We start from the raw sequence: 13,112 nt of genomic DNA on the forward strand, positions 1-13,112 counted from the left end.
CTATTTAATTCCAATAATATATAAAGCACCGATTATTAAAGTAACAAACATAATAAATGCATAATCAAATATATAACCAGTTTGTAACTTTATAGAACTTTTTGAACATTCATTAACCAACCTTACAACACCATTTGGCCCAAATGAATCAATAGCCTTAACATCAAACTTCCATAGAAGCCTAGACATAAATCTTATCGGTGCAATGATAACAAACTCATACACCTCATCAAAGTACCATTTATTCTGCAAAAACTTAAGTAAAAATTTACTCTTAATTTGCCTAATTACTTGATATTGGTAAATTAGGTACGCAAGTGCTATTCCACTTAGGCTTGCTAAGGTTGGCAGTAGTTTTATAAAGAAATTATGAACTCCATGCTCATCAATCATCACTAAACTTGATTTCCAAAACGCATTACTAGTTATGTTCAAAATATTTGCTCCCCATATTCCAGAAAATACTGATCCAAAAGCAAGTATCAGTAATGGTATAAGCATAATCTTCGGTGCTTCATGTATATTAATTTTACTTTGTTTTTGGCTATGGAACACAAGAAGCAATAACCTCCAAGAGTAAAACGCTGTGAAGAATGCAACAACTAAGCTTATTACAAAAGCAAAGCTATCCTTGCTATAAGCATGTTCAATTATCAAATCCTTTGAGTAAAAACCTGCAAATGGAAATATTCCAGAAAGCGCAAGAGACCCAATCCACATGAGAGTGTAAGTGCAAGGGATTTTCTTCCAGCAATTTCCCATTTTCTGAATGTTTTGCTCATGATACATTGCATGAATTACATTGCCAGCACCAAGAAATAGTAGAGCTTTAAAAAAAGCGTGTGTCATTAAATGAAAAATAGCAACATTGTAAGCAGAAAGCCCACATGCCATGAACATATAACCAAGTTGGCTGCAGGTTGAATAAGCAATTATTTTTTTTATATCGTTCTGAGCAATCGCAACCGTAGCTGCAAAAAAAGCAGTAAGTGCTCCAACAATAACTATTAATCCTCGTGCCACATTTGATAGCTCAAACAATGGAGAACATTTTGCTACTAAAAATATACCTGCTGTTACCATCGTTGCTGCGTGAATGAGTGCAGAAACAGGGGTTGGCCCTTCCATTGCATCTGGCAACCAAACATGTAAACCAAGCTGTGCAGATTTACCCATACAGCCAATAAAAAGTAATATGCATATTATATGAATTATTTTAAATTCACAGCAGAATGCCCTAATGTTCTGTGCGCCAAGAAGATCAGCTGTGTCAAAAACTTCAGTAAATTTCAAAGAGTGAAATGTATAATAAATGAGAAAGATCCCAATCAATAGTGCAAAGTCTCCTACCCTATTCACAACAAATGCTTTAATTGCTGCATTATTTGCAGAATATTTTTGGAACCAAAATCCTATGAGTAAATAAGAACATAGGCCAACCCCTTCCCAGCCAAAAAAAAGCTGCACGAAATTATCGCTTACAACCAGCACAATCATGCAAAACGTAAATAGCGATAGGTAAGAAAAAAACCTCGACTTCCCTTTGTCATGCTCCATATAACCGATAGAATAGAGGTGGACTACTAGTGAAACGGTGGTAATAACAATAAGCATTAAGGATGAGAGAGCATCCACACTAATTGCCCAATTTACTTTTAATACACTTAATGAAAATAGAGGAAATAAACTCAAGTGATAATTTTCAGAGAAGGTGAAAAAAACATACCAAGATAAAACTGCAGATATTCCAATCCCTGCCGTTGTAACTAACTGACTTTTTCTAAAAAGTGCTGCAAATAGCGAACCAAAGAGTGGCAAAAATACTATTAATTTCAGTATATCCATCATACTTTCATTCTTTCATTAAGTTCGCTTGTTCAACATCTATATTGCCACGACTTCTATAATATACAACCAATATTGCAAGCCCAACTCCTGACTCTGCTGCCGCAACAGTCAACACAAACATCACAAAAATTTGCCCAACTATATCATTCATAAAGGCAGAAAAAGCAACTAAATTGATGTTAATCGCCAGCAATAATATTTCTATTGATAACAGTATATTGATTATGCTCTTACGGTTAATGAAAATACCGCACACCCCAATAGTGAACAAAATAGCAGCAACTATCAAAAAATGATTTAATCCTATTTCCATTCTACTCCTTTTCCAAATTTAGCCTTAATCAATTTTACAGATGAAGATTGTGTCAATTGCTTTAATACATTTTGTTTTTTAACTCCTTTTTTCTTGTCCTGCAAAGTAAGAGCAATTGCACCGACAATTGCAACAAGCAGCAGAATACCAGAAAGATGAAAAGCGTACATGTAGTCAGTGTAGAGCAAATTACCGATAGCTTTCACGTTATTGGCATTATAGTTTATAACATTACTTATATTCAGCGTTGAGCTGCGGATTACAAAACTGATAATCAGAAAAAACACAACACATAATATAGCACCAGGAGTGAAATGCTTCGCAAAACCCTGGCGCAACCTTATGTAGTCAATATCGAGCATCATAACTACAAAAAGGAATAACACTGCAACCGCACCGATATATACTATCAGCACCATCATAGCGATGAATTCAGCTCCAAGGAGAATAAAAAGAACTGCAGAATTAACGAAGGTGAAAATTAAAAATAATACTGCATGCACAGGATTTCTTACACTAATCACACAAACAGCAGATAAAATGCTAAGAATTGCAAAAAAATAAAAGAAAAAAGGCATTGATACTTTAACTGCAACAACAATTACTAATTTAAAGTGACTATTGTTGTAAAGTCAATATTATATTAAACATTTAAAACACTGTACTACAAAGCCATTTTAAATTATTATAAAGCTGAAGAAATAGAAATGAAGGCGTACATATGCCATTCCAAACTCCACCTATTCACCCAACAAGCAGAAATTCTGGTGCCAATACCTCAAATCAAGTTGTTGCTATTCGACATACACCTGAAACTACTAAAACAAAATAGATGTAAAACCTTACATTTAAATATGTAGTACTTGAGTGAAGCATTCTTTAACTGTTCTATTCGATAAAACCTTTACAATATTTCGATCATAGGTTTAACTTTACGAAGTTATAATCTATAGAGCTGCAAATGAACAATTATCTCTCACTGCTAAATCCAGAACAACAATTAGCTGTAACTAACATAGACGGACCGGTTTTAATATTGGCAGGAGCCGGAACCGGAAAAACAAGAACGATCACTTCAAGAATAGCGCACATAATTAGGAACGGTCACGCTTATTCTGATGAAATATTAGCAGTGACATTCACAAACAAAGCAGCAAATGAGATGGTATCAAGGGTACTTGAGCTAACAGGCACAAACATACCATGGCTTGGCACTTTCCATGCAATTGCAGCAAAAATTCTACGTCATCGTGCTGAAGTCGTGGGGCTAAATTCCAATTTTACAATTATTGGTGTGGATGACCAATTACAGGTAATAAAAAACATCATGAATGAAATCAGCCCTGATTACCTATCAGAAAAATGTAAGACCATTATGAATATTATTCAGCAATGGAAAGAGAAGTGTTTGTTGCCATCTGAAGTGGAAGACGTTCAATCATTTAGGCCAGTGTACGTAACTGCACTCAAAGTCTATCACCAGTATCAGGAAAGGTTAAAGTTCCTTAACTCTGTCGATTTTGGTGACTTATTGCTATATAACATACAACTCTTTAATCAAAAGACCGAAGTTCTGTCCTACTACCAAAACAAGTTTAAGTATGTCATGGTAGATGAGTATCAAGATACAAATGCAATACAATATCTTTGGCTAAAATACCTTGCAAAAAAGCACTCAAATATTTGCTGTGTGGGAGATGACGATCAGTCGATATATAGTTGGCGTGGTGCAGAAGTTGAAAACATTTTAAAATTTTCTGATGATTTTAAAAATGCAAAAACTGTCAAACTAGAGTGTAACTATAGATCAACATCTCACATACTTGCAACTGCGTCATATGTTATCAATCACAATAAAACTCGGCTAGAAAAAAAATTGTGGACAACAAACATTGAAGGGGAAAAGGTAAATCTAATAAAATTATGGGACGGAAAAGCTGAAGCAAGGTTCATAAGTGAACAGATATTAAAGCTTAATAAATACAGATTTAGTGACATTGCAGTGCTGGTAAGGGCCACTTTTCAAACTAGAGTTCTCGAAGAGTATTTTATAAAATATTCAATTCCCTACAAGATTATAAGTGGCGTAAAATTCTACGAACGTCAGGAAGTCAGGGATATAATTGCATATTTAAGACTTGTTACAAACAATAACGATGACTTAGCTTTTGAAAGGATCGTAAACCGGCCAAAAAGAAACATAGGAGCTACAACTCTAAAGAAAATATACACGACTGCTCAGGATAATAAAATTTCTTTTTTTGAGGCAGCAAAAATATTAGTTAATAGTAATCAAGTAACCGAAAGAATTAAACTCTCACTAAATGATTTTTTAAATAAAATTAAAGCTTGGGAAGAAATAGTAAGCGTAAAACCACTGCATGAATTCGTTAAAATCGTAGCAAACCAATCAGGGTATATTGAAATGCTTGAAAATGAGGAGTTAACAGGCTTAGCACGAATAGAAAATGTCAAGGAGCTCATCTCATCTTTAAAAAATTTCGATAATGCCACAACTTTCTTGGAGCATATAAGTCTAGTGATGGAAGTGGATAATATGAATAACGATGACACCGTATATGTTATGACTCTTCATGCAGCCAAAGGACTTGAATTCCCGTGCGTGTTTCTACCTGGTTGGGAAGAGGGATTATTTCCTCATCAAAGATCTTTTGAAGATAAAAGTGGTAAAGCTTTAGAAGAAGAAAGGAGACTTGCATATGTTGGCATAACCAGGGCAAAGGAAAGGTTAATCATTTCATGTGCAGATAGGAGGGAAATTAACAACCAGTGGCAACCGATGCGCACTTCTCGGTTCATTAAAGAATTGCCAAGAGAAAATGTTGAAGTAATCAAGAGTAACGCCTACTGTTGAAGCTATAACTGCAGATAAACATATCTTACAAATCTGAATTACTTCAACTATATGTGTAACCAGACTGCATTCTGTGAAAAACACGATCTTTCATTTGAGCTTTCTTCAATTTAAAATAAATACAGAAACTAGCTATCTTCAAAAATATGGTTGAATAATTGTTAATAACAGTGTATAATTATTAATATTTTCAAGCATTTTTGCCATGGCTCTTTCAAAATTTCTCGATCCTCGCAATGATTTGTGTTTCAAAAAAATCTTTGGAACGGAAAAAAATAAGAATATCCTGATCCACTTTTTGAACGATATTTTAGGGTTTACTGAGATAAATGCAATACAAGAAGTTGAGTTTCTTAGCACTATTATGGATCCTGAGATTGCTTCTGATAAACAAAGTATTGTTGATGTTCTCTGCAAGGATTCTCACGGAAATAGATATATAGCAGAAATGGTGCGACCTGAAAGTCTTCGGTCATATTGTTTAAAAGGAGAGGAATTCCTCCAGAAAGAAACTGAAAGGATTCTAAAACTTATTAAACCAGATGTTTTGCCATCTGAGTCTACTCATTAGTGCGAATCGGGCAACCGGTTGGTGCCAAGCGATGCGGACAATGAACCTCCTCTTGAAAAAGAAGATGCTCAATCGTGAGAGGAGCATAAACTACAAGCATCATGTGGTTGGAGAGCTAGGCTAGTGGTATGGTGAACGTAAGTGAAACTTCAAAGTATCGTAATTATGAAAGAGCTAAAGATGCTGATAAGCTCTAACCAAAAAGGTAATGTGGATAAGTTACATTTTTCATTTCTAGATGTACGCAAATAATAACTCCACCGGTATAGAGAAGTCACCTAACCCACTGTTGTATGACAGAAGGAACAGGGTAAGCCTGTATTTTCGCCTACATGGCAAGCAAACCGCAAGGAATGCTGATGGAAGTGCAGGTAAAGGAGAATGGAGAAAGCGAATGCCATTTTGTAACGAAATGGATAGAATTTGTAACATTAATTCGCGTGAAAACGAGCAGACTTCCATTTGGTCCCTCGTGACAAGAAACTTTGTTAACCACTTAAGGTAGGAAAGCAGATGATTACAAGTAAACCTGTAAGTGCATCTACCGAAAGCATGGAAGCAATTGCCATGGAAGAAATGCCAGAAAGTTATTGTGAGGCTACAAAGACGTATTGTTAAGGCTGTCCAAGAAGGAAGATGGGGTAAGGTAAAAGCTTTACAACATCTTCTCACACGCTCTTTTAGCGGAAAAGCTTTGGCTGTTAAGAGAGTAACTGAAAACCGAGGAAAAAACACAGCGGGTGTAGATCGTCAACTATGGTCAACTTGCAATGCTAAATTTCAAGGAATAAAGCAGTTAAAACGCGAATTCTGGATTAAGGAAGGAAGAAAGTACAGGAAATAGAAGGCTTTGTGGATTTGATGGAATAGGAAATGAGAGTAGAAAAGATATGAACCAAAAAATTAACAGGGGATCTATGGCGAGTGTGTTCAATTTCTAGTCTATTTTTTAGGTAACCAAAAACAGTCTCCTTTTTTCACGTTGGTAACAAGTTTCAAACCTCGGTCAAACAGCTTCTGAAAAAGCTCTTTTGCAATATAACCTTTGTCACCAAACAAAAGGCCGATTAATTTTTCCGTCAGATTTGGCACAGGTATCCTATCATCAACATTGCCTTTTGTTAGCGTAAGTGCATGAATTTCAACATTTTCATTGATTACCATATGTAATTTGAAACCAAAAAACCAGCCGTAAGTGCTCTTGCTTAATTTTGCAATTCCAGCAAAAACTTTGTTTTTGGATATTCTTTTTGCATGACAAACTGCAATGGGAGTTGTGTCTATATATGAAATTCCAGTGTTTTCTGACTGTCCACAAAGCCAATGCAACAACATTGCTAAATGCCACAAAACCCTAGGCTTTAGAGCAACAAACCTGGTATATGAAGGTAACTTTGGAAACTCTGATTTGTAGAGCAACGTTAGGTAATGTAGATAGAAAGTTTTACACGGAGATTGTTGATATAGCAGGATTATTGTCATGATTTCGGAGTGCTCAATTTCCGTTGTTCTTGTGGGGTTTTTACCATTTGGCAGTAGTTTATCTGCAAAATTTTTCTCTATATCTCTGCAAAAATCATCGACCAAACAAAACAGTTTTGTTATATCTTCCATGGGTAACCTCATCTATTTTTTTATCACTGCTGAGTTTACCCTGTTTTCTTGCCTCTTCTATTCTCCTTTAATCCAGAATTCACGTTATTAGAACAATTATTAACGCAATCCGCTATGTGATGAGAACAGGATGTCAATGGAGACAACTGCCTAAAGATTTTCCACCATGGAAAACAGTGTATAGTTGTAATTAGCGATTGAAAAAAAGTGGAATATGGCAAGAGATTCATGATTTTCTAGTTAAAAAAGTAAGAGAGATAATTGGTAAGAATGAAACTCCATCAGTGGGAATAATAGATAGCCAATCAGTAAAAACTACTCAAAAAGGGGATCCAGAGGATATGATGCTGGCAAGAAAGTAAAGGGTAGAAAGCGCCACATCGTTGTAGATACTGTAGGTCTTGTAATTGCTGCTGAAGTACAAAGTGCAAGCATTCAGGATCTTGATGGTGCACTAAATCTTTTTGTTCAAGCCAAATGCAAAGCTCCAACATTACATAAGTTTTTTGCTGATCAAGGATACACAGGTAAATTGCAAAACCTCTGCTTATTGGAAACTGGATGTTTATTGACGATTACCAAGAAAATAGTTGATACAGGATTTCAGGTTATTCCCAAACGTTGGATTGTTGAGAGAACCTTTGCTTGGCTCTCCAATTTTAGACGTATGAGTAAGGATTATGAGCATTCTCCTCTCACTTCAAAAAACAACATCTTCTTTAATATGATCACTATTATGCTTCACAAATTAGCTCATTCTTGAGTTTGAAGACAGGCTCTTACTACACCATCTTCAACAGCACTATGGGTACGTATTGGTTCTCCATTACTCCCTAAATATTCTGAGATTATTTTCTTATCATTAACTTCCTCAAAAATACCATGTTTTTTGGCTTCTTCTAAAAGATCCTTTACAGCTTGGTTGTTGTTGCAAAGTTTAGCATAATTTAGTAGTGTAAATACGTCTTTTCTACCTTCATGTTTGTAAACTACTCTTGTCAGCAGAATCTTTCTTGTGTTGTAATCAGATTTCTTAAATTTTTCACTAATACCTTTACTCTCTCCTATCTTTTTTAATAGCTTAAAAAGCTTTTCTTTATCTTGATTTGTTAACTTACCATCATCACTTGTCAACTCATAAGTTATGTCTGCTCTATTAGCGTTTTTTATTGTTCTCATACTATTATACTCCTACTGTTGTCTTTATAAATGAGTTATGTTAGTAAAGTATTAATTGTGCAATTTTTAAGGCGCTAATTTGTAAAATCTCTCCAACTGCTCACTCCACAACATCGGTATTTCTCTTAAATTCACTAACTTCAAGCCTCTTGGTTGTCTCCCATTTATTATGTCTTCCTTAATCTTTGGTGCTAAATAATTTAACCTTAAAATTTGTTGTATTCTTCTCATGCTTATCTTAATTTTTATGCTTATCTCTTTCACACTTGCATATTTTCCCTCCTCCAATTGACGTGTAAAAGACAAGATTTAATCTGACAGACAAGAATTAACTGACAGAAGAATTGACGTAGTCAAAACTAATATCAGGCTGTTGTTTAATGCTACTAATATTTTTCTGAAAAGCAATATGTTTACTGTCAAAAAACGTTTGCATAGGTGTTTTGCCATAGCAGTATTTGCCTGAGTGAGGCCTTGTCTCATTGTAAGAACGCAACCAATGATCAACATCGATCTGTAGATCCTCCAAAGAATAGTAGATTTTCTTTCTAAAGATAATATTGTAACACTCATCTTGCATAGTTCTATGGAATCTTTCACATATGCCATCAGTTTGTGGAGAGTTGGCTTTGGTTCTAGAATGATCGATATTTTCGATTCCTAAATATAGCTGATAAGCGTGATTTTCGGGCTTGCCACAATACTCCGTACCCCTATCAGTTAGAATGCGTAATAATGGAATTCTCTGCTCATCAAAAAATGGGATAACTCTATCGTTAAGAAGATCTGCAGCTGTAATAGCTGTTCTGTCCGTGTAAAGTTTAACCATTGCAACTCTGGAATAAGTATCAACAAAAGTTTGCTGATAAATGTGCCCTATGCCTTTGATATTGCCCACATAATAGGTATCTTGAGAACCCAAATAACCTGGATGTTGCGTCTCAATTTCACCATGAGCTTCCCTTTGTTCTTTCACTTTTTCTAAAGCTGCAAGTTGTTCTTCAGTTAAAATGATTCCGTCTTGAGCTACTTTTGCCTCCAGTGCTTTAAGTCTCTTTTTCAAAGTTTCAAGGTCATTTCTTAGAGCCTGTCTTCAAACTCAAGAATGAGCTAATTTGTGAAGCATAATAGTGATCATATTAAAGAAGATGTTGTTTTTTGAAGTGAGAGGAGAATGCTCATAATCCTTACTCATACGTCTAAAATTGGAGAGCCAAGCAAAGGTTCTCTCAACAATCCAACGTTTGGGAATAACCTGAAATCCTGTATCAACTATTTTCTTGGTAATCGTCAATAAACATCCAGTTTCCAATAAGCAGAGGTTTTGCAATTTACCTGTGTATCCTTGATCAGCAAAAAACTTATGTAATGTTGGAGCTTTGCATTTGGCTTGAACAAAAAGATTTAGTGCACCATCACGATCCTGAATGCTTGCACTTTGTACTTCAGCAGCAATTACAAGACCTACAGTATCTACAACGATGTGGCGCTTTCTACCCTTTACTTTCTTGCCAGCATCATATCCTCTGGATCCCCTTTTTGAGTAGTTTTTACTGATTGGCTATCTATTATTCCCACTGATGGAGTTTCATTCTTACCAATTATCTCTCTTACTTTTTTAACTAGAAAATCATGAATCTCTTGCCATATTCCACTTTTTTTCAATCGCTAATTACAACTATACACTGTTTTCCATGGTGGAAAATCTTTAGGCAGTTGTCTCCATTGACATCCTGTTCTCATCATATAGCGGATTGCGTTAATAATTGTTCTAATACTATGTTTTCTTGGTCTACCGGTCTTTTTAGGTTCAAAATATAGCTCTATTATCTTCCATTCTTTGTCACTTATATCGCTTGGGTACATTTAAAATATATCTTATAACACACTTCTTAACTCCTTTCTACTTAGTTTGAAGACAGGCTCTTAGATGACCCAGAAAATATTCCGCTGACAAATAACCGTGCTGAGCAACAGATACGACACTACGTTGTTTATCGCAAAAATTCATATTTTACACAATCAAAACGGGGAAACACATTCCTTGAGCGGATAATTTCATTATACTTAACATGGAAACAAAATGGGCTAAACCCTTTCCAAAATCTCCTATCTATTGTTTCTTAAACCACTCTGCTGAACGGATACCTTAAAATAAGCGCGATTTGGCTGAATGTAGAAAAAATTTAAAAGACATGCAGCCGCTATAATTTTATGTAATCCGCCAATAAATACCCTGAGTTTTTTACTGAATTTTGTCATTGAGCCTGCAGGTCAAAAACAAGTTTTGAGTCATAAATACCCTTATTGTCATAATAAGGGGGCTGGAGGAGTTTGTCAAGGAATTTTCTTATTTCATTTAAATTGCTTGTAACCTTCTTATACACTCGTCTTTACCAAGAATCACCATGATATCGATGATTCCAGGTGCATCCATTACTCCAGTTATAGGGGCACGTAATGAGTGGTATACACCGCTTATTTTCATATCATGTGATTTTGCACATTCCTTGACCTGAGAAGATAAAAAACCCTTATTCCAATTTTCATCACCGATCTTTGACAGAAATGATGCGAGTAACTTAATTATATTGAGGTTAGATTTGACAATTTGACAAGCTTCTTCACTTAAATCAAGTGGCGGATCTTGAATATAAAATTTTGCTAAATCCAATAATTCGGTCAGGTAGTTTGCTCTTTTTTTCAGCTCCGTCAGTCCCTGCAGTAAATAGCCCTTTTTTTTGTCAGTTAGAGTATTTTCTCTAAGCATTAGAGTCAGAATATCTTCATTGCTCATATTACTAATATAGTGGTTATTCAAATGCTCCAGTTTTTTGAAATCGAGTCGTGCAGGTGAACGACCAATACTTTCTAAATTAAACCACTCTATTGCTTGCTCATCGCTAATAATCTCATCGTTGCCGTGACTCCAGCCAAGTCTCAGCAAGTAATTACGCATCGCTTTTGGCAATATTCCCATCTTTTCATAATCGCAAACGCTTGTGGCACCATGCCTTTTGGATAGCTTATTCCCATCTTCTCCATGGATAAGCGGCACATGTGCAAAGCGTGGAATGTCAAAATCAAGAGCCTGATATATCAGCAATTGCTTGAAGGTGTTAGTTAGGTGATCAGAGCCACGTATTATATCAGTTATTCCAGCATCATGATCGTCAACCACTACGGCAAAAATATATGTTGGAGTGTTATCAGAGCGTAAGATCACTATATCATCAAGCTGCTCGCTACTTACTTTGATTGGGCCGTATATTTTATCATCAACGACGATCTCTTGCGAGTCTGGCACTTTGAAACGGATAACTGACCTCACACCCGATGTCATTCCAGCGCGTGACGCTGGAATCCACATATTTTTTTCTGGATCCCAGTGTCGAGCACTGGGATGACAAGAAGGAGGTTTTGTAGTACATTTATGCTTGTATATCTTGCCCTCTTCTCTTGCTTTTATTTTCTTTTCTGTAACTCCATCTTCAGGGCAATAACAGTGATACGCCCTACCCTTCTCAACCAAAAGGTTTGCTACTTCTTTATGCCGCTCTATTCTTTTTGACTGATATACTATTTCTCCATCATAGCTCACACCGAGCCATTTTAGCCCTTCTATAATTGCATCAATTGCTTCTTGTGTTGAACGTTTTCTATCGGTATCTTCAATCCTTAGCAAAAATTTTCCGCCATGACGTTTCGCATAGAGCCAATTAAATAACGCAGTACGAGCTCCTCCAATGTGCAAAAACCCTGTTGGTGATGGAGCGAACCTCGTGACTACGTCTGGCATGTTATCGTTACAGTAAAGTATAGGCTATGATACCCAAAATCCACGTTCGTAACAATGTAGAATTTATTTATCCTGAGAGATTAAATTTTATTTATTTTTAATAAATCGTGTTGTATAATTTAGTATTGGTTAAATATAGCGAGGTATGTTATGGATGAAGATATAGCAATGCTGTTCTCAAATAATAAAAATAATGTTCATTGGCGTTACACCGGCCCATTTGATAAAACAAGACGAATAGTACAGGCAGATAATCTCTTGCATCTAGCTGCAAGAATACAAAACAAAGATAAATTTGTAGACATTTGCAGGGAGAACATTGCTTCTGTAACTGCGCATAATGAATATGGAAATAATCCATTTCATGAAGCAGCAAGAAGTGGAATTTTGCTGCCTGCAGTAAAAGAGATTGTGCATTACTTAGAGACGGAAGCTGATAACAAAATTACAAAAGCAGAAGAAGCTGGAGATCGGAAAGAAGTAAGCAGATTGAAAGAGGAACTCAAATGTAATAAAAAATATATTAAAGGTGCGCTCTGCAGTAAAGACCATGCTTTTAATAAGAAAAGGGAAACTCCTCTTTATTACTTAGATGCTGCACAACAGAAAGAAATTAAGCAAATCGCAGGCATGAAAGACAGCTTTATATGTAATCAGAAGTTTCACCTGTGTTTGTATATAGTAGGAGCTATAGCGTGTATTGCTGCCTTGTGTTTATCTTTATATTTTCTGTATCTATCTTCTCAGACTTTTGCACTAAGCTCGATGGTTGCAATAGCTTCTGGTGGAGTCACATACCTGTCAGTTAAAGCATGTAGCGAGATACATGCCTTGCATAACGAAAGCACTTTAGCGGAAGTTAATGTTAAGGTTATACAATTTGAAGAAGGTTTGGCTGTTTAACGAAGCTAGA

Annotated in this window: 14 protein-coding genes and 5 pseudogenes; 8 read left to right on the top strand and 11 right to left on the bottom strand. The window is 35.7% G+C overall.

The window, feature by feature from the left end; all coding sequences use genetic code 11:
- From nuoL to ACFELZ_RS07100, 3 genes are read right to left on the bottom strand one after another with little or no spacing between them, the layout of a single operon-like run.
- Positions 1-1,848, bottom strand: a complete 1,848-nt coding sequence (gene nuoL / locus ACFELZ_RS07090) for an NADH-quinone oxidoreductase subunit L (protein WP_375316016.1) — start codon at positions 1,846-1,848, stop codon at positions 1-3.
- Positions 1,849-1,852: 4 nt separating this feature from the next.
- On the bottom strand, positions 1,853-2,161 hold the full coding sequence (gene nuoK, locus ACFELZ_RS07095; protein ID WP_019236815.1) for an NADH-quinone oxidoreductase subunit NuoK: 309 nt from the start codon (positions 2,159-2,161) through the stop codon (positions 1,853-1,855).
- A complete protein-coding gene (locus tag ACFELZ_RS07100; protein ID WP_265032723.1) occupies positions 2,152-2,739 on the bottom strand; it encodes an NADH-quinone oxidoreductase subunit J in 588 nt (195 codons plus the stop codon). Before ACFELZ_RS07100 ends, nuoK begins: the two co-directional genes overlap by 10 nt.
- A 383-nt stretch (positions 2,740-3,122) precedes the next feature.
- On the opposite strand from ACFELZ_RS07100, the gene ACFELZ_RS07105 reads away from it, so the two are divergent.
- The 3 genes and pseudogenes from ACFELZ_RS07105 (at position 3,123) to ACFELZ_RS07115 (ending at position 6,451) form a co-directional block, all read left to right on the top strand.
- Positions 3,123-5,036, top strand: coding sequence for an ATP-dependent helicase (locus ACFELZ_RS07105; protein ID WP_375316017.1), 1,914 nt, complete (start codon positions 3,123-3,125; stop codon positions 5,034-5,036).
- A 205-nt stretch (positions 5,037-5,241) separates the two neighbouring features.
- A pseudogene (locus ACFELZ_RS07110) lies at positions 5,242-5,487 on the top strand (PD-(D/E)XK nuclease family transposase); the annotation flags it as partial.
- Between the two features lie 655 nt (positions 5,488-6,142).
- Entirely contained in the window at positions 6,143-6,451 is a 309-nt protein-coding gene (locus ACFELZ_RS07115; protein ID WP_375316018.1) for a reverse transcriptase N-terminal domain-containing protein, read from the top strand.
- Here ACFELZ_RS07115 and ACFELZ_RS07120 read toward each other — a convergent pair.
- Positions 6,423-7,221: pseudogene (locus ACFELZ_RS07120) on the bottom strand (IS982 family transposase). The gene ACFELZ_RS07115 and the pseudogene ACFELZ_RS07120 sit on opposite strands and share 29 nt — an antisense overlap.
- Before the next feature lie 119 nt (positions 7,222-7,340).
- On the opposite strand from ACFELZ_RS07120, the gene ACFELZ_RS07125 reads away from it, so the two are divergent.
- The 3 genes from ACFELZ_RS07125 to ACFELZ_RS07135 are packed head-to-tail and all read left to right on the top strand — an operon-like array spanning position 7,341 to position 7,984.
- A complete protein-coding gene (locus ACFELZ_RS07125) occupies positions 7,341-7,415 on the top strand; it encodes a transposase (protein WP_375316676.1) in 75 nt (24 codons plus the stop codon).
- A 3-nt stretch (positions 7,416-7,418) separates the two neighbouring features.
- Positions 7,419-7,583, top strand: coding sequence for a hypothetical protein (locus ACFELZ_RS07130; RefSeq protein ID WP_375315781.1), 165 nt, complete (start codon positions 7,419-7,421; stop codon positions 7,581-7,583).
- Between the two features lie 17 nt (positions 7,584-7,600).
- Positions 7,601-7,984: a transposase gene (locus ACFELZ_RS07135; RefSeq protein WP_375316621.1), complete on the top strand. Its 384-nt coding sequence runs from the start codon at positions 7,601-7,603 to the stop codon at positions 7,982-7,984.
- Here ACFELZ_RS07135 and ACFELZ_RS07140 read toward each other — a convergent pair.
- The 6 genes and pseudogenes from ACFELZ_RS07140 to ACFELZ_RS07165 all read right to left on the bottom strand — a co-directional run bounded on the left by ACFELZ_RS07140 (position 7,975) and on the right by ACFELZ_RS07165 (position 10,266).
- Positions 7,975-8,400 carry a hypothetical protein gene (locus ACFELZ_RS07140; RefSeq protein WP_375316019.1) on the bottom strand — a complete coding sequence of 142 codons (426 nt, stop codon included), beginning with the start codon at positions 8,398-8,400 and terminating at the stop codon, positions 7,975-7,977. The two genes, ACFELZ_RS07135 and ACFELZ_RS07140, sit on opposite strands and share 10 nt — an antisense overlap.
- Positions 8,401-8,466: 66 nt before the next feature.
- Positions 8,467-8,694 (bottom strand): annotated as a pseudogene (locus ACFELZ_RS07145) (recombinase family protein); the annotation flags it as partial.
- 34 nt (positions 8,695-8,728) lie between these two features.
- Positions 8,729-9,484: pseudogene (locus ACFELZ_RS07150) on the bottom strand (integrase core domain-containing protein); the annotation flags it as partial.
- A 15-nt stretch (positions 9,485-9,499) separates the two neighbouring features.
- A complete protein-coding gene (locus ACFELZ_RS07155; protein WP_375316623.1) occupies positions 9,500-9,958 on the bottom strand; it encodes a transposase in 459 nt (152 codons plus the stop codon).
- A complete protein-coding gene (locus ACFELZ_RS07160; protein ID WP_375315781.1) occupies positions 9,901-10,065 on the bottom strand; it encodes a hypothetical protein in 165 nt (54 codons plus the stop codon). Before ACFELZ_RS07160 ends, ACFELZ_RS07155 begins: the two co-directional genes overlap by 58 nt.
- Positions 10,066-10,068: 3 nt before the next feature.
- The gene (locus ACFELZ_RS07165) at positions 10,069-10,266 is read right to left on the bottom strand and encodes a transposase (RefSeq protein WP_375315805.1); all 198 of its coding nucleotides are present in this window, start codon (positions 10,264-10,266) and stop codon (positions 10,069-10,071) included.
- Between the two features lie 54 nt (positions 10,267-10,320).
- On the opposite strand from ACFELZ_RS07165, the pseudogene ACFELZ_RS07170 reads away from it, so the two are divergent.
- Positions 10,321-10,527, top strand: a pseudogene (locus ACFELZ_RS07170) (IS66 family transposase); the annotation flags it as partial.
- Between the two features lie 232 nt (positions 10,528-10,759).
- On the opposite strand, the gene gltX reads toward ACFELZ_RS07170, so the two are convergent.
- The gene (gene gltX / locus ACFELZ_RS07175) at positions 10,760-12,199 is read right to left on the bottom strand and encodes a glutamate--tRNA ligase (RefSeq protein ID WP_375316020.1); all 1,440 of its coding nucleotides are present in this window, start codon (positions 12,197-12,199) and stop codon (positions 10,760-10,762) included.
- 150 nt (positions 12,200-12,349) lie between these two features.
- Between gltX and ACFELZ_RS07180 the strand changes: the two genes are divergently transcribed.
- Complete coding sequence (locus ACFELZ_RS07180; RefSeq protein ID WP_375316021.1) at positions 12,350-13,102, top strand: ankyrin repeat domain-containing protein; 753 nt, start codon at positions 12,350-12,352, stop codon at positions 13,100-13,102.
- The last annotated feature ends 10 nt before the right edge of the window (positions 13,103-13,112 follow it).

Source organism: Wolbachia endosymbiont (group A) of Colletes cunicularius (genome assembly GCF_964264715.1).
GTDB lineage: Bacteria > Pseudomonadota > Alphaproteobacteria > Rickettsiales > Anaplasmataceae > Wolbachia.